The following is a 21,601-nucleotide window of genomic DNA, read 5'->3' on the forward strand; positions in this document are numbered from 1 at the left end:
ACAATCGCCGATCGCCAGACATGAGGTCGGTATGACCGCTATCCACATCAAGTTCCCCGCCCTGACCCTCAAAGCCGGAAAACGCGCTTTCACGCGGATCCGTGAAAACGGCTTGAGCGCCGCCGACGTCGGTACGCTTCCGGGCGCCGCCGGTGGGCCGAAAGCCTTGGGTATTCAGGGTCTGGATCTGGCGTTGTTTGGTGAGTGGCTGCCGGCGGCCCCGCGGGAGCGCTCGTTGATTGGCGCCTCTGTCGGTTCCTGGCGCTTCGCCAGTGCCTGCTTGCCGGACCCAGCCGAAGGGATCAGACGCCTCGGTCAGCTCTACAACGAGCAAAGTTTCGGCAAAGGCATGAGCATGGCGCAAATCAGCCAGCGTTCGCAGCGCATGCTGCACGACCTGCTCGACGGTCGCGACACCTCGATCCTCAACAATCCTGACTACCGACTGAACATCGTCGTGGTGAAAAGTCACGGTCTGCTGGCCGACGATCATCGCGCGCGGTTGGGTCTTGGCCTGTCGTCGGTGATCGCCGACAACCTGCGCGGGCGCTCACGCCTGTCCCGGCATTTCGAACGACTGATCCTGCATGATCCGCGCCTGGCGCCGCCGCTCGATGCCCTCAACGACTTCCCTTCGCGCTTTGTGCCTCTGGACGCTACCAACCTGCGCCAGGCCTTGCTGGCCTCGGGCTCGATCCCGATGATCATGGAAGGCGTGCGCGACTTGCCCGGCGCGGGTGTCGGCACCTATCGCGACGGCGGCCTGCTCGATTACCACCTCGACCTGCCCTACAGCGGCGATGACATCGTGCTCTATCCACACTTCACCAACCGGGTGATTCCCGGCTGGTTCGACAAACCTCTGCCGTGGCGGCGCGGTAACCCGCAGCGGTTGCAGGACGTCTTGCTGCTAGCGCCCTCCAAGGATTACCTGGCCCGCCTGCCCTATGGCAAACTACCGGATCGCAACGACTTCAAGCGTTTCATCGGCGATGACCTCAGCCGACAAAACTATTGGCGCACAGCCATGGACGAAAGCCGCCGGCTCGGTGACGAATTCCTTGAATTGGCCGCGAACGGTCGGCTGGGGGAGAACTTGCTGACCCTTTAGTCAGTGTTTTCCCGCATCGACAAACCCAAGCTGTTAAACTCGTCACCTGCTTTCATCGCCGCGGGCGATAGCCACCTGACAGAGCTCAAACCACTGTGGAAATCTTCAAAGAATTTACCTTCGAATCCGCCCACCGCCTGCCCCACGTCCCGGAAGGCCACAAATGCGGACGCCTGCACGGTCACTCGTTCAAGGTGGCGATTCACCTGAGCGGTGATCTCGATCCGAACACCGGCTGGATTCGCGACTTCTCGGAAATCAAGGCGATCTTCAAGCCGCTCTACGAGCGCCTCGATCACAACTATTTGAATGACATTCCCGGCCTGGAAAATCCAACCAGCGAGGTCCTGGCCAAATGGATCTGGAACGAGTTGAAGCCCCTGCTGCCGGAGCTCAGCGCGATCCGCATCCATGAAACCTGCACCAGTGGCTGCATCTATCACGGCGAATAAGCCGGCGATCAAAAAAACCACCGGGCCCGGTGGTTTTTTTATGCCTGTCACTTCGGTTTTTGGGTCGTTGCAGTCCAGGCCCTTCCCTCGGTTATCAGCGTATCAGGACAACGAGAAATCGCCGTCTGCGCAAAACCATTCAAGAACGAGTCAAAACCTTACCGAAAAAAAGCATTGTGTTCGTTAAATCGGGAATGTTATGTTTTTAACATCAAGATAAAAAATGAAATACATATAACATTTTGCGCAATCGCCTTTCGAGAACGTCATGGACAAGAACAGCTTCCAGCTGACGCTAGAACAACAGTTCCCTACGCTGACGCCGACCGGCAAGCGGATCGCCACTTATCTGCTGGCCAACCTTCAACAACTGCCTTTCGAAACCGCTGACAGCATCGCTCAGCAAGCCGGTACTACGGGTATTTCGGTGGGACGTTTTCTGCGTTCACTGGGGTATCAGAATCTCGATGACGTCAAACAAGGTCTGCGTGGCGAGTCCCCGGCTTCGTGGCTGATCACCGATCGACTGGGGGCTTTTCGCAGCGAAGCGGATCAAGAGGACGCCCTCGATCGCTCCCTCGGCCGGGAAATCGAAGCCATCCAGCATGTCTATAGTCTGGCCCGGACTCAGCCGTTTGCCGACATTGTGCAGAACATCTTTGAAGCCGATGCGGTGTTCATCCTCGGCATCCAGTCCACACGTGGCATTCTCAACGCCTTCCACAGCCACCTGGAATACATTCGGCCCAAGGTCTACTACGTCGATGGCCTGTCGGGTATTTATGCCGAAACGCTGAACTCGGGTTTCGAAAAACCCTACGCGATCATTTCCGACTTTCGCGCCTACTCCAGCATCACTCAGACCTTCTGCGAAGTGGCCAATGCCAATCACTTACCGCTGGCACTGATCACCGACCTGCAATGCCCCTGGGCCCGGGATTACTCCCTGGATCTTCTGCAACTGAAAACCGATGTCGGCCAGTTCTGGGATTCCCTGGCGCCGCTGACTTGCCTGTTTAACCTCATGGTGTCCGCCGTGGCCGAGATGTACGGCGAGCGACTGGACGAACGCTTGGCGAAGAACCGGCAACTTCAGGAAGTCTTCGGCCAGTTCGAGCGCTAGGCATCCATAACAACGCAACCCCCGATGGAGTGTTTGAGTGAATAACAGCCCACTTGTAGAAATTGACGCCCACGCGCACCAGGTCCAGATCGACCTGATCTACGCCAGCGCCGACAACCTGGCTGGCCAAGTGATCTACCGCAATGCTCGCTGCTTACTGCACGCCGAGGCCGAAGCCTGCTTGCGCAAGGCTAGCCAACTGGCGCGCCAGGCCGGTTTGACCCTGCGGATCTACGATGCCTACCGTCCGGCTTATGCGCAGCAGCTGTTGTGGAAAGCCCTGCCCGACCCGGACTACGTGCGTGATCCGCGTCTGGGCTCGCACCACACCCGCGGCGTGGCGATCGACCTGACTCTGGTGGGTGCCGATGGCGAACCGCTGGACATGGGCACCGCCTTCGATGCCATGGAGCAAAAGTCCCATCAGTTCTATGCCGATCTGCCTATTGAAGTGCAGCGCAATCGCCTGTTGCTGCTGGGGATCATGCTAAGCGCCGGCTTTGAAGCAATTGCGACCGAGTGGTGGCATTACGAACTTCCAGACGCCGAACAATTCCCTTTGATCGAGGAGCGTGACCTGCCCTTCGATGCATGAGTTGCACCCATAGACGTTTACCGACACAGGCTCCGGCAAAAACAACAGGCAGCCCACTGCCACAGGCCGGATAACAATAAGCACTTCGCTTCAGATCCAACTGCCCGGTTATAGATTTTATAAAAAACCTGACGAACTTCCATTAATCGAATGATCAAGGAAACCGGCATGAGCCCTAACACCCACACTAACCGTCATTTGTCCTTCCAGCACAAAGTCGCTCTGTCATTACTCTGTGGCGCCCTCAGTCTGGGCGCCTGGCAATCAGCCAGTGCGGCGGCCCCCAAAGATACCTTGATGATTGGCAAAGCCGCCGACCCGCAAACCCTTGACCCGGCCGTGACCATCGATAACAACGATTGGGCAGTGACCTACCCGGCCTATCAGAAACTGGTGACCTACAAAGTCGAAAATGGCAAAGGCAGTACCGAGGTCCAGGGCGACCTGGCTGACAGCTGGAGCACCTCGCCAGACAATCTGGTCTGGGAATTCAAGCTCAAGACGGGAAACAAATTCGACGACGGTGCGCCGGTGGACGCCGCAGCGGTCAAGTTCTCCTTCGACCGCTTGATGAAGCTCAAACAAGGCCCCTCCGGTGCCTTCCCGGATGACATGAGTGTCGCAGTGGTTGACCCTCTGACCATCCGCTTCACCTTGAGCAAACCCTACGCGCCGTTCCTCTTTACCCTCGCCCACAATGGCGCGGGCATCATCAACCCGGACGTCGCCAAGAAGAGCGAGGACATCAACGCCTACCTCTCGACCCACACCGCAGGCTCCGGCGCGTTCCATTTGACGAACTGGCAAAAGGGCCAGTCGCTGACGCTGGAACCAAACAGCTATTACGCCGGGCTCAAGCCAAGCCTGAATAAAGTGGTGATCAAAATCATAAGCGAGGCCTCGGTGCGCCGTCTGCAACTGGAGCGCGGCGATCTCGACATCATCGAAGACATGCCAGAGGACCAGCTCAGTACGCTGGCAAGCAAATCCGGGATCATGATCCAGAAGTTTCCGTCCCTGCGCGTGACCTACCTCTACCTGAACAACAAGAAAGCCCCGCTGGACAACCGGAACGCCCGCCAGGCCATCGTTGATGCCATCGATTACAACGGCATCGTTGACGGCATCCTCAAAGGCCAGGCCAAGCTCATGAACGGGCCGATCCCCTTGGGCATGTGGGCCCATGACGAGAGCCTGTCACCGATGAAACAGGACCTCTCGGCAGCCAAGGCCAACCTCGACAAAGCCCCACAGAAGATCAGTAACCTGGACTTCATGTACTCGGACAAGGATGCCAACTGGGAATCCATTGGCCTGACACTGCAAGCCGGTCTGGCGCCATTGGGGGTCAACCTCAAGCTCGAGAAGCTCGCCAACGCAACCATGCGCGAGCGTCTGGGCAAGGGTGATTTCGACGTAGCCATCGGCTCGTGGAGCCCGGACTTCGCCGACCCCTACATGTTCATGAACTTCTGGTTCGACTCCAACTTGCAGGGGCTGGCGGGCAACCGCTCGTTCTACAGCAACCCGCAAGTGGACACGCTGATTCGCGATGCAGCCGCCAACAACGACACCACCAAACGGATCGAGCTGTACCAGCAGGCACAGAAAATCGTGCTCAAAGACAGCGTCTACGCCTACCTGTATCAGAAGAACTACACCTTGCCGATGCGTGATTCAGTGAAGGGCTATGTGTTCCATCCGATGCTCGAACAAGTGTTCAACATCGCTGAAATCAGCAAATAGAACGAAGTCCTCGCCAGCCCGGCGGCCGCGCCTGATGCGGCCGCTGCGGCGCTTCGCCTTCCGGCAATGAATCCGCACTTTCACTGCCGTCCGTCAAGCGTTAACGAGGTGCCTCATGGCCTTCCTGAATATGTTGCGTAAACGCCTGCTCGGCCTGTTATTGGTCGTGGTCGGGGTTTCGCTGATTACCTTTACCATTTCGCACCTGATTCCCGGCGACCCGGCCCGTTTGATCGCCGGCGACCGGGCCAGTGACGCCATCGTCGAGAACATCCGTCACCAACTCGGGCTCGACCTGCCGCTCTATCAGCAATATGGCCGCTACATGCTCGATCTGCTGCACGGCGACCTCGGCACCTCAATCCGCACCAGCCGGCCAGTGCTTGAAGACCTACAGGCGTTCTTCCCGGCGACCCTGGAACTGGCCCTCGCCGCCTTGTTGCTGTCGGTGCTGGCGGGCGTGCCGTTGGGCGTGCTGTCGGCGGTTTACCACAATCGGACCATCGACCAGATCGCCCGCACCCTGGCAGTGACCGGCATTTCCACCCCGGCGTTCTGGCTCGGTCTGGGCCTGATCGTGTTGTTCTATGGCCAACTCGGCTGGTTGCCCGGCAGCGGAAGGCTGGACGAAGGTCTTGAGCCGCCACGCACGATCACCGGTTCCTATCTGATTGACTCGCTGCTGGCCGGCAACCTGGAGCTGTTTCTCAACGCATTGCAGCACTTGATTCTGCCGGCGATCACTCTGGGCTTCGTCAACCTCGGTGTGGTTGCCCGGCAGATTCGCTCGGCCATGCTTGATCAACTGGGCGAGGACTACATCCGTACCGCACGCGCCTATGGTTTATCGCGCTGGGCGGTGATCCTGCGCCACGCGCTGCCCAATGCGCTGATTCCCTCCGTCACGGTGCTCGGCCTGACCCTTGGTGATCTGCTCTATGGCGCGGTACTGACCGAAACCGTGTTCGCCTGGCCCGGCATGGGCGCCTATGTGGTCAAGTCGATCCAGTCGCTGGATTTCCCAGCGGTCATGGGCTTCGCGATCCTGGTGTCGTTTATTTACGTGTTGCTCAACATGGCGATCGACCTGCTGTACCGAGTGATCGATCCGCGTATCGGCGAGGTAAGTTGAAATGACCGCTCCCTTGACTCTCCCTTTGCCAGTGCCGTTGGCACAACGCCCGAACTGGCGAGCAAAACTGGCCTACCTTGGCTATCAGGTACGACGCAGCCCGTTGACCATCGCCGGCCTGACCATCACCCTGTTGGTGTTGATCTGCATGGCATTCGCGCCGTGGCTGGCCAGCCATGATCCTAATGCCCTGAACCTCGCCCAACGCTTGGCACCGCCCTCCGGCGCTCACTGGTTCGGCACCGACGAGGTCGGCCGTGACCTGTTCAGCCGGGTGCTCTACGGCAGCCGACAGTCAGTCGGCGTCGGTCTATTCGTGGCCTTCGCCTCTTGTTTTGCCGGAGGCTTGCTCGGCTGTCTGTCCGGGATCATCGGCGGGCGCTTCGACGGTCTGATCATGCGCTTGATGGACATCATGCTGTCGGTGCCTTCGCTGGTGCTGATCATGGCCCTGGCGGCCGCCTTGGGCCCAAGCCTGTTCAACGCCATGCTGGCAATCACCGTGGTGCGCATTCCGTTCTATGTGCGGCTGGCCCGAGGCCAGGCCCTGAGCATTCGTCAGATGGGCTATGTGAAAGCCGCGCAGACCTTCGGTGCCGATCGCTGGCACATCGTGTCCTGGCACGTCGGGCGCAACGCCATGCCGCCGCTGATGGTGCAACTGAGCCTGGACATCGGCAGCGCCATTCTCATGGCCTCGGCGCTAGGTTTCATCGGCCTCGGTGCACAACAACCCACGGCCGAATGGGGCGCGATGGTCGCGACCGGGCGCAACTTCATCCTCGACAATTGGTGGTATTCGACCTTTCCGGGCCTGGCGATCCTGGTCACCGCCACCGGCTTCAACCTGCTGGGTGACGGTGTCCGTGACCTGCTCGATCCACGGCAACAAGGGAAATGAACATGCACAGCCCATCGGTACTCGCCATCGAGAACCTGAGTCTCGAATTCGTGGCCTATCGCAGCAATGTCCAGGCGCTCAACGGTGTTTCGCTGCACGTCGACCCTGGTGAAATTGTCGGCGTGGTCGGTGAGTCCGGCTCCGGCAAGTCAGTGACCGCCATGCTCAGCCTGCGCTTGTTGCCCGAACGAAGTTACCGGATCACCGCCGGCAGCTTACAGATGCTCGGGCGCGACATGCTCGGCGCTAGCGAAAAGGAGTTGCTGAACATCCGTGGTCGCGACGCCGCAATGATCTTCCAGGAGCCGATGACCGCCCTCAACCCGACCCGCCGCATCGGCCGGCAGATGCTCGACGTGATCATTCATCACCAGCAACTGAGCAACACCGACGCCAGAGCCAAAGCAATCGCCTTGCTGCGCGACATGCACATCGCCGACCCCGAGCAAATCCTTGAAAGCTACCCTTTCGAACTGTCCGGTGGCATGCGTCAAAGGGTGATGATTGCCCTGGCGTTTTCCTGCGACCCGCAGCTGCTGATCGCCGACGAGCCGACCACCGCCCTTGATGTCACCGTACAGCGCCAAGTGCTGCTGCTCCTGCGCGAGAAGGCTCGGCAGCGCGGCACAGCGATTCTGCTGATCACCCACGACATGGCCGTAGTCTCGCAATTCTGTGATCGGGTCTACGTCATGTACACCGGCGCGGTAGTGGAGGAAGGTCCCACCTGCGAGGTCATGGGCAACCCGCAGCACCCCTACACTCGCGGGCTGCTCAGTGGGTTACCCGAGCAGGTGTCGCCCGGCGAGACGCTGCTGACCATTCCCGGCCAGGTACCAAACCTCGCAGCATTACCTTCAGGCTGCACGTTCCGCGAGCGCTGTACCCACGCCATGCCGGCGTGTGCCGAACGCCCTCGTCTCAATCTGATCGACGGCAATAGCCAGCGCAAAAGTGCTTGCTGGTTGTCTATAGCGGAGCACGCGTGATGAATACTCCAAACACCTCGACACCACTGCTCAGCCTGAACGATGTTCGCGTACGCTTCCCCGTCAGTAACGACTGGCTGGGACGGCCGCAAGGTTATGCCCATGCGCTGAATGGCATCGACCTGCAAGTCAATGCCGGAGAAACCCTGGGCATCGTCGGCGAGTCCGGTTGCGGAAAAAGTACGCTCGCACAGTTGTTGATGGGGCTGGTACCTCCGAGCGCTGGAGACCTGCAGTGGATTTACCGAACCCCGCGCGAGCGCCACAGCCATGTGCAGATCGTATTCCAGGATCCACAGTCCTCTCTCGATCCACGTTTGCCGATCTGGAAAATCATCACCGAGCCGTTGGTTGCACTGGGCAACACACCGCGCGCGCAGATGCGTGCCATTGCCACCAAAGTGGCCGAACAGGTAGGCATTCGCAGCGAGTACCTTGATCGTTATCCACACCAGTTCTCCGGGGGCCAACGCCAACGCATCGCCATTGCCCGAGCGCTGTCGTCCAACCCGAGCATCATCGTGCTCGATGAGCCGACCTCGGCACTGGACATCTCGGTACAGGCGCAAATCCTCAACTTGCTGGGCGAGTTGCAACGCAGCCGTGGCCTGACCTACATCCTGATTTCCCACAACGTCTCGGTGGTACGGCACATGGCCGATCGAGTCGCCGTCATGTATCTAGGGCAGATTGTCGAACTGGGCAGCGCCGAACAGGTTCTGGAGCGACCGCTGCACCCCTATACCCGATTGCTACTGGATGCGGTCCCGCGGCTGGGCGTACCACTCGAAGCCGGGCAGGTATCAGCCCCCACCGAACTGCCAGGAAACCGTACATTGCCTTCCGGCTGTTTTTTCCTCGAACGCTGCCCACGCCGTACCCAAGGCTGTGAGCGCCCGCAGATACTGAGCGGTAGCCAGGGCCATCAAGTGCGCTGCCACCTTGAGAAAAAATAAAGAGGCGGACCCAAGAGGGGGCGCCTAACGTTGCTCCCGCTGGACTGCGTAGCAGCTGGCGCCAGGCTGCGTTCGGCTGCGAAGCAGTCGCAAATCATGCCATCACGGTTAACCCGTAAAACCGCAGTGCCTGATTTTACGACCGCTGCGCGGCCGAACGCAGCCTGGCGGCAGCTGCTACGGACCGCGTAGTGGCTTAACTGACTGGCATCAGGACAAACCCACCTGCCACGCCCCCATGCAGTGATCCAATGTGTATCAACCCCGCACTACTTTCGCGCCCGACTGGGAAAATTGACCAACCCATCAGGCTAAATCTCCATTCACGGCTATAAATGTTGTGCATGCTAGTGCCCTACCTGATCCTGCTGGGCACAGTAATCCCACCAATTGGCGGCGTGATCATGGCGGACTTCTTTTTCCGCTATCGTGGTCGTTATCCACGCTTGACAGAGGCACAACTGCCCGCGTTCAACTGGCCGGGACTGACGGCTTATGCGGTGGGTACCGTGGTGGCATTCATCTCACCATGGGTAGCGCCGCTGGTGGGTATCGCCGCCGCTGCGCTGATCTATATTGTGCTGACAGGCATGCTCGGCGCCCGTACATCCATGCCGGTCGACGCCCAAACATAAGACTGAATAAAAGGACTGTCGCGATGCATATCATCAACGCCCGCCTGCGCAACCGCGAAGGTCTGCATGAACTGCACCTGGAAAACGGCCTGATCGCCAGCATCGCCCGGCAAACCGAAGCGCCGACACTGGGCCCTGAAGACCTGGATGCCGGTGGCAATCTGGTAGTACCGCCCTTCGTCGAACCGCACATTCACCTGGACGCCACCCTCACCGCCGGCGAGCCGCGCTGGAACATGAGCGGTACCCTGTTCGAAGGGATTGAATGCTGGGGCGAACGCAAGGCGACCATCACCCAGGAAGACACCAGGACCCGCGCCAGCAAGACCATTCGCGCCCTCGCCGCCCACGGCATTCAGCATGTGCGCACCCATGTCGACGTCACCGACCCCAGCTTGACCGCGCTCAAAGCAATGCTCGAAATACGCGAAGAAAGTCGCCACCTGATCGATCTGCAGATCGTCGCATTCCCCCAGGAAGGCATCGAGTCTTACCGCAATGGACGGGAACTGATGGAAGAAGCCATTCTCCTGGGCGCCGATGTGATTGGTGGCATACCGCATTTTGAGTACACCCGCGATCAAGGGGTGAGTTCGATCAAATACCTGATGGACCTGGCAGAACGCACCGGCTGCCTGGTAGACGTGCATTGCGACGAAACCGACGACCCGCATTCGCGCTTCCTCGAAGTGCTCGCCGAAGAGGCCCGCAGCCGCGACATGGGCGCCCGGGTCACGGCCAGCCACACCACCGCCATGGGTTCCTACGACAACGCCTACTGCGCCAAACTGTTTCGCCTGCTCGGGCATTCCGGGATCAGCTTCGTCTCCTGCCCGACCGAAAGCATTCACCTGCAAGGACGCTTCGATAACTTCCCGAAACGCCGCGGTGTAACCCGCGTCAACGAGTTGCTTGAATCCGGAATGAATGTCTGTTTCGGCCAGGACTCCATCGTCGATCCCTGGTACCCGTTGGGTAACGGCAACATCCTGCGGGTGCTCGAAGCCGGTCTGCACATCTGCCACATGCTCGGTTATCGCAACCTGCAAAGTGCCTTGGACCTGGTCACCGACAACAGCGCCAAAGCCATGGCTTTGGGTGATCGTTATGGACTGGAACCAGGTCGCCCGGCCAATCTGCTGATTCTGTCAGCCGACAGCGACTACGAAATGATCCGCAGCCAGGGGCTGGCGTTGTATTCGATTCGAGGTGGGGAAGTGTTGATGAAAAGGCAGATGCCGCAGGTGGAATGGGTTGGGGATTCGAGCTACAGCTGATTGCCTTTAGAGACTCGCTCGCCGGACTGACGCCATCGCGAGCAAGCCCGCTCCCACACTGGATCGCAGTCGTTCACAAATTAAGTGTTCGCTGAAGATCTAATGTGGGAGCGGGCTTGCTCGCGATGGCGTCAGTCCGGCTCCGTTGCTCTAAGGGATGATCCTCGCTGTCCCGAACAATCTGACGCGACTCAACTCGCCGTCCTTTTCCTCCAGAAAGATCGGCGCCGTGCCGCCCGGCATGACCACCGCAACCTCCCCCGCCGCCACCCAACCCACGCTCCAGGCAGCACAAGCCACTGCGCTGGCACTGGTGCCGGATGACGCAGTCGGGCCTTCACCGCGTTCGAACACCCGGGCGACGATCCGCCCTTCAGATTCACGCATTGCCCACTGCAGGTTGACCCCTGCCGGGCATGGCTCGCCAGCACCGGCCGGCATCGCAAAAGCGATGCGAGTCAGGCCTGAAGATAAATCGGGCTCGCGCATCTGCTCATTACCGGGTAGCGCAGCCGCTTGCGATACCAGGGTCACGCAATGGGGATTGCCAATGCGCACGAACTGGCTGTGATCCCACAGAGGGTTCAGCCTGGAAAGCGGCGGCACCTTGTTCAGACTGCGACCGTTCAATTCAGCCGCCGCAACGCCTTGAGCACCTGTGGCCTGCGCACCGAATGCCGGTTTGCCCAGGTCCAGCCAAAACCCGCGAATGCCGTCAATCCCGGCCGACTCTACCGAGGTTTCCACCGGCGACACAGCATCACGCTTGTCGTGATGAACCTTGAGCAGGCACGCCCCCTGCTCCGGCATCAAACCCTGCTCAGTCAACGCCTGAGCAAAAATCGTCAAACCGTTACCACTGCGCTCGGCCAGGCTGCCGTCAGTGTTGACGATCAGCAGGTCGTAGGGCGGTGCGGACTGAAACGGACCGATGAGCAAACCATCCGAACGATGTGCCTTGGCGCCTGGCGGCATGGCTTGGGGTGCCCAGCCGCAAAAGGCTTCCACTGCCTGCAACGCCCAGGTATCGCGGGTTTGAGCGGCCAGGCGGGCCTGCTCAGGCAACTCGATTCCCCTTTGACGCAGAGCATCGGGAGAGGCAACAGCGTAGATATTCCCGCGGGCATCATAGAACTGCGTCATACAGCAACGGCCGCCAGCGCTTCAATCTCGAACAACATGTCGTCCAGCGCCAGCCTCGGCACCGGGATCAGGGTGCAGGCTGGCTTGGGTAACGAACCCCAGACCCGATGCAGCTCCTCGCCGAAGATTTCCAGACGCTCCAGGCTGTGATCAACGATCAGCACCGTCAGTTTGGCGACATCGGACACTTCAGCATCGGCCGCCGCCAGGGCGATCTGCAGATTTTCCAGCGCCTGCCGGACCTGTTCGGCGAAGTCGCTGGATAACTGACTCTGCGCGTTCTCGCCGCCCTGCCCGGCGATAAACACCAGCCGTGCGCCAGCGGCGACCTGGGCCACATGGGAATAACCATTGGCGGTCGGATCGTAAAGCCCTGGCGGGTTCGACAGTTGTAGCGTTGGCGCGTGTTTTTTATCCGTTTGCATCGCGATCTCTCCTTGTTTGAGGCCAGTAGTACAACGAACAACTTTCCGCTTATTTGATCGGCAATGCTACCGGCCGGATCGGTGCCGCGTCTGCACCGCGAAACTTCAGTGACGCACCGATAAAGGCAAATTGATAAACCCGGTCGCGAGACAAGCCTTCAAGATTGACCAATTCCATGATCGGCGCCCCTTTGATTGCCAGCAGATAGGTATGCAACGGCAAATAGTTACCCTCTACTTCCGAGGGGAACGTCTCGAAACTCAGGTTATCGGCGCCCACCACCATCGCTTCGCCGTCCTCGATCAGGAATTTTGCGGCGTCCAGGCTCAAACCCGGTGGGTTGGCCATGTAGACCTGGGCATTTTCATAATCACGCATGCGCCCGGTCCGGATCAGCACTACGTCACCTTTTTGCAGCGACACACCCTGGACTTTCAGGGCCTCACGCAGGTCTTCGCGGGTGACCCGGTAATTGTCGGGCAACATCTCCAACCCCTTGGCCGCTGCGACGTCAATCAGCACTCCGCGAGCGACAATCGGCGGGAGTTTTTCTGCGCCGGTGACGTTCCAGCCACGATCCCCCAAATGCTCGTCGGCGCGAAAGCCGTTCCAGACTTTGCCGTTCAAGCCAAAGTGATTGAGAGCATCGATGTGGGTACCCATGTGCGCATACATCGACACCGCCGAACCGCTGTAGCTGACATGCTGATTCATCGGTTCGCCGACCTTCATCGGGTCGGCGATCACATTGCCATGCGGGGTGTGCGTCATCCACATCTGGTACGGCGGATCACCGGCAGCCTGCCAACTGGGCATGCCAACAAAGTACTCGACCGCCAGATCGTAGGCTTGTGAACCACTCACCCGGGCCATGATCGCGGCGCGGGACTGTGGGGTGATCAGGTTCAGCCGGCCGATTTCATCCTTCGGTCCCCAAGGGCTGACGCCGACATCCGGTGCAGCCTGGGCTGCGCCACTGAGCAGCGAGACCAGCAAGGGCAATACGGCACGTCGGGAAATGCTTTTGAACGCGGGGAAAGCAGCCATGACAACACTCCTTGCAGATTGAAGTCACCATGGTATTGAATCGTTTTTTACAGATAATCAGCCTTTTGATTAATACATATTCAACCAGGAAGAAATTATATGGACCTGTTGATGGCCATGCGCACCTTCCGCCGGGTGGTGGAACGGGCCAGTTTCAGCAAGGCGGCCATTGACCTTGAGCAATCCACTGCGGCCGTGAGTAAACAGGTTCGTCAGCTTGAGCAGCGTCTGGGCACGTTGCTGATTCTGCGCACCACCCGCCGTATGAGTCTGTCCGAAGCCGGACAGGCCTACTTCAGCGAGTGCTGTCATCTGCTTGACGAGCTCGATGCACTTGAACGGGCCACGCTGGCCGGAGCCAGCGAACCGAGTGGACGCCTGCGGGTCAATGCACCGCTGTCGTTCGGTCTCAAGGTGCTTTCACCGGTGCTGGTGAAATTCATGCAGCGCTATCCACAGTTGAAGGTCGAGTTGACCCTGGATGACCGCTTACTGGATGTGGTCAGCGAAGGCTTCGACGTGTCATTGCGGATCCGCACAAGCCTGCCCGACTCTTCATTGATTGCCCGGAACCTGGGAGACGTCGAACAGATTATCTGCGCCTCACCGGGTTATCTGAACGCCCACGGCACACCGAACACCGCCGAAGATCTGCGTCAGCACGCCTGCCTCGCCTACCGACTGGCCGAACACCCCGGCAGTTGGCAACTCGAAGGTCCGCACGGTCATACACGGCTTGAACTGCCGGTACGCTTTGCGGTGGACAACAGCCTGATGCTCGGCGACATGCTGCTGGCCGGACTGGGCATCGGCGCCCTGCCCTCGTTCATTGCCTTGCCGCTGCTGGAAAGCGGTCAGTTGCAACGGGTCTTGCCGGAACATTCGATGTCCCGACGCGGTATCTACGCGCTGTACGCGAGCAACCGCCATCTCTCGCAAAAAATCCGGGTGTTTGTCGATTTTCTGGCTGAGAGGTTAAGTCAGGAGTGACATTGCAAGGTCAGTTGGGCGGCCGGGATCCCTGTAGCCGCCATCGCCAGCGGCTACGGGAAATGTCAGAGATTCCTTGACCGACTGACATTACGGATTGTCTGCGCCTCGCCCGACGCTGCCTGATGTGCAAGGATGTTGCGCCGCACATTGTTATCCGCCGGATTGCCAAGGATTTTTCATGACCGCCATCAGTACCCCAGCTCCCGTGGTCCCCGGGCGTCTGGAGCAAATGTCTACCCGTATCGCCTTCTTCATCGCCGGTTTCGCCATCGCCGCCTGGGCGCCGCTGGTGCCTTACGCCAAAGCGCGGGCCGGACTCGATGAAGGAACACTCGGCTTGTTGCTGCTGTGCCTGGGGGTCGGCTCGATCATTGCCATGCCGGTGGCCGGGATCCTGGCTTCGCGCTTCGGTTGCCGTCGGGTGATGACCGGCGGGACGATGTTGATCTGCCTGGCTCTCCCGCTGTTGGCGACGGTTTCCTCGACGCCGTTGTTGATCGCCGCGCTGTTCATGTTCGGCGCCGGGCTGGGTTCGGTGGACTCCACGGCGAACCTGCAAGCGGTGATCGTCGAACGGGCCAGTGGCAAAACCATGATGTCGGGCTTCCACGGATTGTTCAGCCTCGGCGGGATCGTCGGCGCGGCCGGGGTCAGCGCTCTGCTGGGCCTGGGGATATCGCCGTTGAGTGCCATGCTGGTGGTAATCGTGTTTCTGGTGCTCGCTTTGCTCAAGGCTGCGCCGCATCTGTTGCCCTATGCCAGCGAAAGCTCAGGTCCGGCCTTCGCCGTACCCCATGGCGTGGTGCTATTTATCGGCAGCCTGTGCTTTATCGTGTTTCTCGCAGAAGGCGCGGTGCTCGACTGGAGCGCGGTGTTCCTGACGTCCGAGCGCAATCTCGACGCCGCCTGCGCGGGCTTGGGTTATGCCGCGTTTGCCCTGACCATGACCGCTGGCCGTCTGACCGGCGACGCCATCGTGTACCGGCTCGGCGCCATGCGAGTGATCGTGTTTGGCGGCCTTACCGCCGCTACTGGCCTGTTGCTCGCAACTCTCGCCCCAGCCTGGGAAGCGGCATTGATGGGCTATGCGTTGGTGGGTGCGGGCTGTTCGAACATTGTGCCGGTGCTGTACACCGCCGTCGGCAAACAGAACGTCATGCCGGAAAGCATCGCCGTGCCGGCCATTACCACCCTGGGCTACGCTGGCATCCTCGCCGGGCCCGCGCTGATCGGTTTTATCGCCCACGGCAGCAGTTTGAGCATTGCCTTTGGCTTGATTGCGTTGCTGTTGCTGGCCGTTGCGGCCAGCGGGAAAGTGTTGAAGGTCTAAAAGCTGTGGCGAGGGACTTGCTCCCTCGCCACAGGAAATAATCAGAACCCTACGCTGGCCTGCACAAAGAACGTGCGTGGCGCGCCGACATAGATCCCCGAGTTGTTGTCGCTCGAGCGGGTGAAGTACTGGCGATCGAAGAGGTTCTTCACCCCGGCGCCGAGTTTCAGGTTCGACAACTGCGAGCCGAAGTCATAACCACCGCGAACGTTCCAGGTCACGTAACCCGGTATGTCACCGTACTGACCATCAGCGGTACCAGTGATGTAATTGCCGCTGAAGCTGCCATCGGCGTTGATGCCGGTGCCCAGGGCATCCTGTCTCTACTTGCAAGATCTGCCCTGCCTGCCTAGGGGAAATTGGCTATGGGAAAGGCTATTGGGCATTAGCCTTTTTTTCAATTTGCAAAATTCACAAGTGCCATCTGATCGATAGCTGTCCTACGTGCGAGAAATCGCTAACAAAAGCACGCCCCACTTATGTTACCGCGGGTAGTCGGGCCATGCTCGAAGACCTTGTGCGCTTCGTCGACGTCAACCGGATTGTGCCGACCATCGACAAAGTCTTCCCATTCGATGAAGCCGTCGCCGCCTACGACTACCTGCAATCGGGCCAGCATTTCGGAAAGGTCGTGATCGACGTTCGAATGAACTCATAACTATTTTCGTGAGTGCGCACGACGCACCTCCCCCCTCATCACTCAAAAGGCCGCCACATGGGACACCACGCAAAGGGCGGCTGATCCGTTATCAACCGCCCGGATGCTGCACTGCACGACTGGCTCCCTGCTTCAAGACCCGAACGGGATGCGCCGGCGATGAACCTGAACGCAAAATAGATGAGGTACCGGCATACTGTCCTGTAATATCGACGCCCATTATTGAGCGAGTTTTTTCATGAAGCCAACCGAACGCCACCGTACCATTCTCGATATGGTTCGAACTCGCGACACCAACGTCGAAGAGTTGAGCGCGGCGCTTGGAGCATCCGAAGCGACCGTGCGCCGAGACCTTACGCTTCTCGCCAGGCAACGGTTGCTGGTGCGTACCCACGGTGGCGCAACGGCGTTGATCGGGGTGCACGAACCGGAAGCCTCGCTGGAAGAACGCAAAGGCTCCCACCGCGATGAGAAAGACGCCATTGCAAAAGCGGCGGCCGCTCACATCCAGGAGGGCGATACGGTCTTTCTCGACAGTGGTACCAGTTGCGTCGCACTGGCCATTCATCTTTATTCGCACAAGAACATCCATGTCGTCACCAACAACCTCCTGGCCGTCATGGCGCTTGCCAATGCCCCTGGGGTAAGGCTCACGTTGATTGGCGGCGATCTTCGCGAGTCCAGTATGAGCACGCTCGGTCCGCTGGCCGAACTTTCGCTGAGCCGACTCAGCGTTGACCGGGCGTTCCTTGGTGCCGATGGTGTCGTTGCCGGGTTTGGTCTGTGTGAAGCGAGCGCCCAACAGGCCTATCTGAAAGAGTGTGTCATCAAGCGCGCGGCACAGGTTTTCGTGCTGGCCGACTCCGAGAAACTGGGTCGGGCACGACAACAGCACTGGACACCGCTCGAGCGGGAGTGGCGACTGATTACTTCATCGCTGGATGAAGTTGAGCTCAAGCCGTTTGAAGAAATGGGCATGGTGACGGTTGAGACCGTTGTTGTTAGCCATGAGTAACCAGGCAGCACCGGAGGGTGCTGCCTGGTTACAACCATTTTTCCAGTCTGCCCGTCGACTCCTGAAATAGACCTGTCAGGACTTAAATCGATGACGCGTCAGACTGCGTGTCATCATCGCCCTCCCCTTAAAAGATGTAATCAGTGGTCAGGAAGTTCGATTCGCGGCGACGAATGATCTCGCTGATCAACTGCTTGTTGTCTTCCTGAAACTTCGCAGCCACCAGGGTGCGGATCGAGAATACCCGCAATGCGTCATGCACCGACAAGGTTCCCTCGGCCGAGTTCTTGCGACCGTTGAACGGAAAACTGTCCGGACCGCGCTGGCACTGGGCGTTGAGATTGACGCGGCCGACCTGGTTGGCAAAGGCATCCACCAGCTTGCCGACTTGTGCCGGATCAGTGCCGAAGATGCTCAACTGCTGCCCGAAGTCAGACTCCAGGACATAGTCGATGACCGTCTCCAGATCACGGTAAGGCACCACGGGCACGACTGGCCCGAACTGTTCTTCCTGGTAGATCCGCATCGACGGGTTGACCGGGTAGAGCACGGCTGGGTAGAAGAACGAATCCCGGGTCTGGCCACCACCCGGGTTGACCACTCTGGCGCCTTTAGCGACTGCATCGGCCACCAGGCCGCTCAAGTAATCGGTCTTGCCCGGCTCCGGCAGCGGTGTCAGCGCCACGCCAGGTTCCCAGGGCATGCCCGACTTTAGGCCGGCGAGTTTGTGGTTGAATTTCTCCAGAAAGCTGTCGACGACGTCTTCGTGCACAAAAAGGATCTTCAACGCAGTGCAACGCTGGCCATTGAACGACAGCGAACCGGTGACAGCCTCGTTGACAGCATTATCCAGATCGACCTCGGGCAGGACGATGCCCGGGTTCTTCGCATCCAGCCCCAAAATCGCACGCAAGCGATGGGGGCGCGGATGCAGTTTCTTCAGTGCGCTGGCGCCCTTGTGGGTGCCGATGAACGCGAACACATCGATCTTGCCGCTGGCCATGAGCGCACTGACGGTTTCCCGGCCGCTGCCATAAATCACATTGATCACCCCGGCCGGAAAGCTGTCGCGGAAGGCTTCGAGCAGCGGACGGATCAGCAGCACGCCGAACTTGGCTGGTTTGAAGACCACGGTGTTGCCCATGATCAGGGCCGGAATCAGGGTGGTGAAGGTTTCGTTCAGCGGGTAGTTGTAGGGCCCCATGCACAAGGTCACGCCCAGCGGCACGCGACGGATCTGACCGAGGGTGTCCTGCTCGAGGTCAAAGCGACTGGATCGACGATCCAGCTCCTTGAGGGCGGTAATGGTGTCCACGATGTAGTCGCAGGTACGGTCGAATTCTTTTTCCGAGTCCTTGAGGTTCTTGCCAATTTCCCACATCAGCAACTTGACCACAGCAGTGCGCTGTTCGCGCATGCGCGCCAGAAAGGCTTCAACGTGCTGGATCCGCTGCGCTACGCGCATGGTCGGCCAGTCGCCCTGGCCGTTGGCGTAGGCACCGACCGCCGCGTCGAGAGCGACCAGTGCCGCCCCGGCGTCGAGCAGCGGCGTGCTGCCGAGGATCGCTTGCTGGTCGCCCTCTGCTGTGCTGAGGAACACCGGGCTGCGCACAGGAGCCAGCGGGCCGTTCCAGGTGTGTAGTTGGCCGTCGACCAAGTATTCGCGCTGTTCGATCGGGGCACCGAGGCGGTACTGTTCAGGGATGTCGGCGAGAGCAGGAAACAATGTTTCAAGGCGAATGGTGGACATGAAAACAACCTCTTTTTATTGTCAGTAGAAAAATGGCTGGGCGACGGATCTGGATTGCCCGCCGCTCCGGGTGGGGTTCAAGGCCGAGCAGCCCGACAGATCGCCGCGAACGAGGCGGCATTCAGCGAGGCACCGCCAATCAACCCCCCATCAATATCCGGTTGGGCAAACAGTTCGCTGGCGTTGTCCGCCTTGACGCTGCCGCCATAGAGAATCGATGTGGTTGCCGCCAAGGTCGAATCCTGTTCGGTCAGCAGCGCACGAATATGGCGGTGTACCGCTTGAGCCTGCGCCGGTGTGGCGGTCTCGCCCGTACCGATTGCCCATACCGGCTCGTAGGCAATGACCCCGGCGGCCAAGCCTTCGATACCGACCTGCTGCAGTACCGCCAGGATCTGCCCGGCGACCACTTGCTCGGTGCTTTCTGCGCGCCGCTGCTCCAGGGTTTCGCCCACGCAAAGCACCGGAACCAACCCCGCGTGCAAGGCGGCGGCATACTTGCGGGCAACCTCGACATCACTTTCGGCGAACAATGCTCGCCGCTCGGAATGGCCAACCAATACAAAGCGACAGCCCAGATCCAGGAGCATCGAGCTGCTCACTTCCCCGGTAAAGGCCCCGTCACCATGGGCATAGAGATTTTGCGCACCCAGGCGCACATGGGTGCCCGCCAACAACTCGGCGACCTGCGCGAGATAGGGATGCGGCGGACAAATCGCAATATCGACCTCACGCAAAGTCCCCCACACACTCTGCAAGGCATACAGCAATTGCGCGTTGGCTTGCCGATCGCCATTCATTTTCCAGTTGCCGATGACCCGCTTGCGTTTCATTGACGTGCCCCCAGTCGCCCTTCAAGCAACGCGACAGTGCTGTAAGGCGCACGGTCCTGCAGCGCGTCTTCGATACGCAGCAGCTGGTTGTACTTGCCCACCCGGTCAGAACGACAGAGCGAACCGGTCTTGATCTGACCGGCACAGGTAGCGACCGCCAGATCGGCAATGCTGGTGTCCTCGGTCTCACCCGAACGATGGGAAATCACCGCGGTGTATCCCGCGTCCTGGGCCATGCGAATGGCGTCGAAGGTTTCGCTGAGGCTGCCGATCTGGTTGTACTTGATCAAAATCGAGTTGCCGATGCCACGCTCGATACCTTCCTTAAGAATGCGCGTGTTGGTGACGAACAAGTCGTCGCCAACCAGCTGCACCCGCTTGCCCAGCTTTTCGGTGAGATACGCCCAGCCATCCCAATCGCTCTCGTCCATACCATCCTCGATCGATACGATCGGATAGCGCTGGCACAGCCCGGCCAGGTAGTCGGCAAACCCCTTGGAGTCGAAGTCCTTGCCCTCGCCTGCCAGCACGTAACGCCCATCGCGATAGAACTCGGAGGCCGCACAGTCCAAGGCCAGGGTTATGTCCCGTCCCAAGACATAACCGCTGCGCGTCACTGCCTCCTCGATGACCACCAGCGCTTGTTCATTGGACGCCAGCGAAGGGGCGAAGCCGCCTTCGTCACCGACGGCGGTACTCAGACCGCGTTCGGCTAGCACCTGTTTGAGGGTGTGAAACACCTCTGAGCCGATGCGCAAGGCTTCCTTGAACGAACCGGCACTGACCGGCTGGATCATGAATTCCTGAATGTCGACGTTGTTATCCGCGTGTTCGCCGCCGTTGAGGATGTTCATCATCGGCACCGGCATGCTGAAGGCGCCAGAACCGCCGTACAACGCAGAAAAATGCTCGTAAAGTGCAACATTCAAGGCCGCCGCAGCCGCTTTGGCCGTCGCCAGGGACACGGCAAGAATGGCGTTGGCGCCCAAGACGCTTTTGCTCTCGGTACCGTCCAGGGCAATCATCGCATCGTCGACTTCACGCTGATTCAGCGCATCCAGCCCCACGACACGCTTGCGTATCGCGCCATTGACAATTGCCACCGCGCGCATCACGCCTTTGCCATGGTAACGACTGGAGCCGTCACGCAACTCCAGGGCTTCGCGGCTACCGGTGGAGGCACCGGACGGCACACTGGCCATCCCCACCGCACCGCCACCGAGTGTGACCACCGCTTCAACAGTCGGGTTACCGCGCGAGTCGAGGATTTCCCGAGCGTAAATATGTTGGATCAGGGTTTTGTTATTCATGTGTGTCAGCACCACTAAAAGGGGTTGAGACGACAATCTGACGATCATCCATATCGAGCAGTTCTTGCTGTTCGGCGCGAGCCTGGGAGAAATCGAAATCACGCGGCCAAGACTGTTCTTCCTCCGCCGTCGGATCGAACGTGGTTTGTTGAATAATTGAGTCAATCACAGCCATCACC

The 21,601-nt window shown here is 59.5% G+C and carries 21 protein-coding genes and 2 pseudogenes; 15 read left to right on the forward strand and 8 right to left on the reverse strand.

The annotated features are described in order from the left end of the window. Positions 1 to 31 precede the first annotated feature (31 nt). From AC07O1_RS19740 to codA, 11 genes and pseudogenes are all read left to right on the forward strand, one after another. Positions 32 to 1,111, forward strand: coding sequence for a patatin-like phospholipase family protein (locus AC07O1_RS19740; protein WP_495089827.1), 1,080 nt, complete (start codon positions 32 to 34; stop codon positions 1,109 to 1,111). Positions 1,112 to 1,206: 95 nt separating this feature from the next. Then, positions 1,207 to 1,563 (forward strand): 6-carboxytetrahydropterin synthase QueD, encoded by a 357-nt coding sequence (gene queD / locus AC07O1_RS19745; RefSeq protein ID WP_489072189.1) that lies wholly within the window; start codon positions 1,207 to 1,209, stop codon positions 1,561 to 1,563. A gap of 268 nt (positions 1,564 to 1,831) precedes the next feature. Continuing rightward, positions 1,832 to 2,686, forward strand: coding sequence for a MurR/RpiR family transcriptional regulator (locus tag AC07O1_RS19750; RefSeq protein ID WP_495089828.1), 855 nt, complete (start codon positions 1,832 to 1,834; stop codon positions 2,684 to 2,686). Positions 2,687 to 2,723: 37 nt separating this feature from the next. Next, positions 2,724 to 3,281, forward strand: coding sequence for a D-alanyl-D-alanine dipeptidase (gene ddpX / locus AC07O1_RS19755; protein ID WP_494994132.1), 558 nt, complete (start codon positions 2,724 to 2,726; stop codon positions 3,279 to 3,281). Positions 3,282 to 3,449: 168 nt separating this feature from the next. Continuing rightward, the gene (locus AC07O1_RS19760) at positions 3,450 to 5,027 is read left to right on the forward strand and encodes an ABC transporter substrate-binding protein (protein WP_495089829.1); all 1,578 of its coding nucleotides are present in this window, start codon (positions 3,450 to 3,452) and stop codon (positions 5,025 to 5,027) included. Between the two features lie 115 nt (positions 5,028 to 5,142). Then, on the forward strand, positions 5,143 to 6,159 hold the full coding sequence (locus AC07O1_RS19765) for an ABC transporter permease (protein ID WP_495089830.1): 1,017 nt from the start codon (positions 5,143 to 5,145) through the stop codon (positions 6,157 to 6,159). Between the two features lies 1 nt (position 6,160). Then, a complete protein-coding gene (ddpC, locus tag AC07O1_RS19770) occupies positions 6,161 to 7,060 on the forward strand; it encodes a D,D-dipeptide ABC transporter permease (protein ID WP_494994135.1) in 900 nt (299 codons plus the stop codon). A 2-nt stretch (positions 7,061 to 7,062) separates the two neighbouring features. Next, the gene (locus tag AC07O1_RS19775) at positions 7,063 to 8,049 is read left to right on the forward strand and encodes an ABC transporter ATP-binding protein (protein WP_495089831.1); all 987 of its coding nucleotides are present in this window, start codon (positions 7,063 to 7,065) and stop codon (positions 8,047 to 8,049) included. Beyond that, the gene (locus AC07O1_RS19780) at positions 8,049 to 9,005 is read left to right on the forward strand and encodes an ABC transporter ATP-binding protein (protein ID WP_495089832.1); all 957 of its coding nucleotides are present in this window, start codon (positions 8,049 to 8,051) and stop codon (positions 9,003 to 9,005) included. Before AC07O1_RS19775 ends, AC07O1_RS19780 begins: the two co-directional genes overlap by 1 nt. A 335-nt stretch (positions 9,006 to 9,340) precedes the next feature. Beyond that, positions 9,341 to 9,640 (forward strand): annotated as a pseudogene (locus AC07O1_RS19785) (cytosine permease); the annotation flags it as partial. A gap of 23 nt (positions 9,641 to 9,663) precedes the next feature. After that, positions 9,664 to 10,917, forward strand: coding sequence for a cytosine deaminase (codA, locus tag AC07O1_RS19790; protein ID WP_495089833.1), 1,254 nt, complete (start codon positions 9,664 to 9,666; stop codon positions 10,915 to 10,917). 150 nt (positions 10,918 to 11,067) lie between these two features. Here codA and AC07O1_RS19795 read toward each other — a convergent pair whose 3' ends face one another. From AC07O1_RS19795 to AC07O1_RS19805, 3 genes are read right to left on the reverse strand one after another with little or no spacing between them, the layout of a single operon-like run. Next, entirely contained in the window at positions 11,068 to 12,060 is a 993-nt protein-coding gene (locus tag AC07O1_RS19795; RefSeq protein ID WP_495089834.1) for a diaminopimelate epimerase, read from the reverse strand. Further along, entirely contained in the window at positions 12,057 to 12,485 is a 429-nt protein-coding gene (locus AC07O1_RS19800; RefSeq protein WP_495013160.1) for a RidA family protein, read from the reverse strand. The genes AC07O1_RS19795 and AC07O1_RS19800 overlap by 4 nt, the downstream gene beginning before the upstream one ends. Positions 12,486 to 12,534: 49 nt before the next feature. After that, positions 12,535 to 13,533 carry a cyclase family protein gene (locus AC07O1_RS19805; protein ID WP_495089835.1) on the reverse strand — a complete coding sequence of 333 codons (999 nt, stop codon included), beginning with the start codon at positions 13,531 to 13,533 and terminating at the stop codon, positions 12,535 to 12,537. A gap of 99 nt (positions 13,534 to 13,632) precedes the next feature. Here AC07O1_RS19805 and AC07O1_RS19810 point away from each other — a divergent pair, with 99 nt between their 5' ends. Continuing rightward, on the forward strand, positions 13,633 to 14,523 hold the full coding sequence (locus AC07O1_RS19810; RefSeq protein ID WP_495089836.1) for a LysR family transcriptional regulator: 891 nt from the start codon (positions 13,633 to 13,635) through the stop codon (positions 14,521 to 14,523). A gap of 181 nt (positions 14,524 to 14,704) precedes the next feature. Then, positions 14,705 to 15,856 carry an MFS transporter gene (locus AC07O1_RS19815; RefSeq protein ID WP_495089837.1) on the forward strand — a complete coding sequence of 384 codons (1,152 nt, stop codon included), beginning with the start codon at positions 14,705 to 14,707 and terminating at the stop codon, positions 15,854 to 15,856. A gap of 41 nt (positions 15,857 to 15,897) precedes the next feature. Here AC07O1_RS19815 and AC07O1_RS19820 read toward each other — a convergent pair. Continuing rightward, positions 15,898 to 16,137: pseudogene (locus AC07O1_RS19820) on the reverse strand (hypothetical protein); the annotation flags it as partial. A 146-nt stretch (positions 16,138 to 16,283) separates the two neighbouring features. On the opposite strand from AC07O1_RS19820, the gene AC07O1_RS19825 reads away from it, so the two are divergent. Both AC07O1_RS19825 and AC07O1_RS19830 read left to right on the forward strand, forming a co-directional pair. Continuing rightward, positions 16,284 to 16,514: a zinc-binding dehydrogenase gene (locus tag AC07O1_RS19825; protein ID WP_495089849.1), complete on the forward strand. Its 231-nt coding sequence runs from the start codon at positions 16,284 to 16,286 to the stop codon at positions 16,512 to 16,514. A gap of 238 nt (positions 16,515 to 16,752) precedes the next feature. Then, positions 16,753 to 17,529 carry a DeoR/GlpR family DNA-binding transcription regulator gene (locus AC07O1_RS19830; RefSeq protein WP_495089838.1) on the forward strand — a complete coding sequence of 259 codons (777 nt, stop codon included), beginning with the start codon at positions 16,753 to 16,755 and terminating at the stop codon, positions 17,527 to 17,529. A 127-nt stretch (positions 17,530 to 17,656) separates the two neighbouring features. Here AC07O1_RS19830 and AC07O1_RS19835 read toward each other — a convergent pair whose 3' ends face one another. The 4 genes from AC07O1_RS19835 to AC07O1_RS19850 all read right to left on the reverse strand — a co-directional run bounded on the left by AC07O1_RS19835 (position 17,657) and on the right by AC07O1_RS19850 (position 21,591). Further along, on the reverse strand, positions 17,657 to 19,279 hold the full coding sequence (locus AC07O1_RS19835) for an NADP-dependent glyceraldehyde-3-phosphate dehydrogenase (RefSeq protein ID WP_495089839.1): 1,623 nt from the start codon (positions 19,277 to 19,279) through the stop codon (positions 17,657 to 17,659). 77 nt (positions 19,280 to 19,356) lie between these two features. Next, positions 19,357 to 20,112 (reverse strand): triose-phosphate isomerase, encoded by a 756-nt coding sequence (tpiA, locus tag AC07O1_RS19840; protein ID WP_495089840.1) that lies wholly within the window; start codon positions 20,110 to 20,112, stop codon positions 19,357 to 19,359. Further along, entirely contained in the window at positions 20,109 to 21,422 is a 1,314-nt protein-coding gene (gene eno / locus AC07O1_RS19845) for a phosphopyruvate hydratase (RefSeq protein ID WP_495089841.1), read from the reverse strand. Before eno ends, tpiA begins: the two co-directional genes overlap by 4 nt. Continuing rightward, positions 21,415 to 21,591, reverse strand: a complete 177-nt coding sequence (locus AC07O1_RS19850; RefSeq protein WP_495089842.1) for a hypothetical protein — start codon at positions 21,589 to 21,591, stop codon at positions 21,415 to 21,417. The genes eno and AC07O1_RS19850 overlap by 8 nt, the downstream gene beginning before the upstream one ends. Between the last annotated feature and the right edge of the window lie 10 nt (positions 21,592 to 21,601).

The organism is Pseudomonas sp. GW821-FHT07G10 (assembly GCF_059418545.1).

Bases quoted from the DNA above. Each gene is read 5' to 3' on its own strand.
- AC07O1_RS19815 (WP_495089837.1), top strand. From the start codon at position 14,705: ATGACCGCCATCAGTACCCCAGCTCCCGTGGTCCCCGGGCGTCTGGAG.
- AC07O1_RS19810 (WP_495089836.1), top strand. From the start codon at position 13,633: ATGGACCTGTTGATGGCCATGCGCACCTTCCGCCGGGTGGTGGAACGG.
- AC07O1_RS19795 (WP_495089834.1), bottom strand. From the start codon at position 12,060: ATGACGCAGTTCTATGATGCCCGCGGGAATATCTACGCTGTTGCCTCT.
- AC07O1_RS19800 (WP_495013160.1), bottom strand. From the start codon at position 12,485: ATGCAAACGGATAAAAAACACGCGCCAACGCTACAACTGTCGAACCCG.
- AC07O1_RS19750 (WP_495089828.1), top strand. From the start codon at position 1,832: ATGGACAAGAACAGCTTCCAGCTGACGCTAGAACAACAGTTCCCTACG.
- AC07O1_RS19805 (WP_495089835.1), bottom strand. From the start codon at position 13,533: ATGGCTGCTTTCCCCGCGTTCAAAAGCATTTCCCGACGTGCCGTATTG.
- AC07O1_RS19740 (WP_495089827.1), top strand. From the start codon at position 32: ATGACCGCTATCCACATCAAGTTCCCCGCCCTGACCCTCAAAGCCGGA.
- AC07O1_RS19835 (WP_495089839.1), bottom strand. From the start codon at position 19,279: ATGTCCACCATTCGCCTTGAAACATTGTTTCCTGCTCTCGCCGACATC.
- AC07O1_RS19780 (WP_495089832.1), top strand. From the start codon at position 8,049: ATGAATACTCCAAACACCTCGACACCACTGCTCAGCCTGAACGATGTT.
- AC07O1_RS19760 (WP_495089829.1), top strand. From the start codon at position 3,450: ATGAGCCCTAACACCCACACTAACCGTCATTTGTCCTTCCAGCACAAA.
- AC07O1_RS19830 (WP_495089838.1), top strand. From the start codon at position 16,753: ATGAAGCCAACCGAACGCCACCGTACCATTCTCGATATGGTTCGAACT.
- codA (WP_495089833.1), top strand. From the start codon at position 9,664: ATGCATATCATCAACGCCCGCCTGCGCAACCGCGAAGGTCTGCATGAA.
- eno (WP_495089841.1), bottom strand. From the start codon at position 21,422: ATGAATAACAAAACCCTGATCCAACATATTTACGCTCGGGAAATCCTC.
- AC07O1_RS19775 (WP_495089831.1), top strand. From the start codon at position 7,063: ATGCACAGCCCATCGGTACTCGCCATCGAGAACCTGAGTCTCGAATTC.
- AC07O1_RS19765 (WP_495089830.1), top strand. From the start codon at position 5,143: ATGGCCTTCCTGAATATGTTGCGTAAACGCCTGCTCGGCCTGTTATTG.
- tpiA (WP_495089840.1), bottom strand. From the start codon at position 20,112: ATGAAACGCAAGCGGGTCATCGGCAACTGGAAAATGAATGGCGATCGG.
- ddpC (WP_494994135.1), top strand. From the start codon at position 6,161: ATGACCGCTCCCTTGACTCTCCCTTTGCCAGTGCCGTTGGCACAACGC.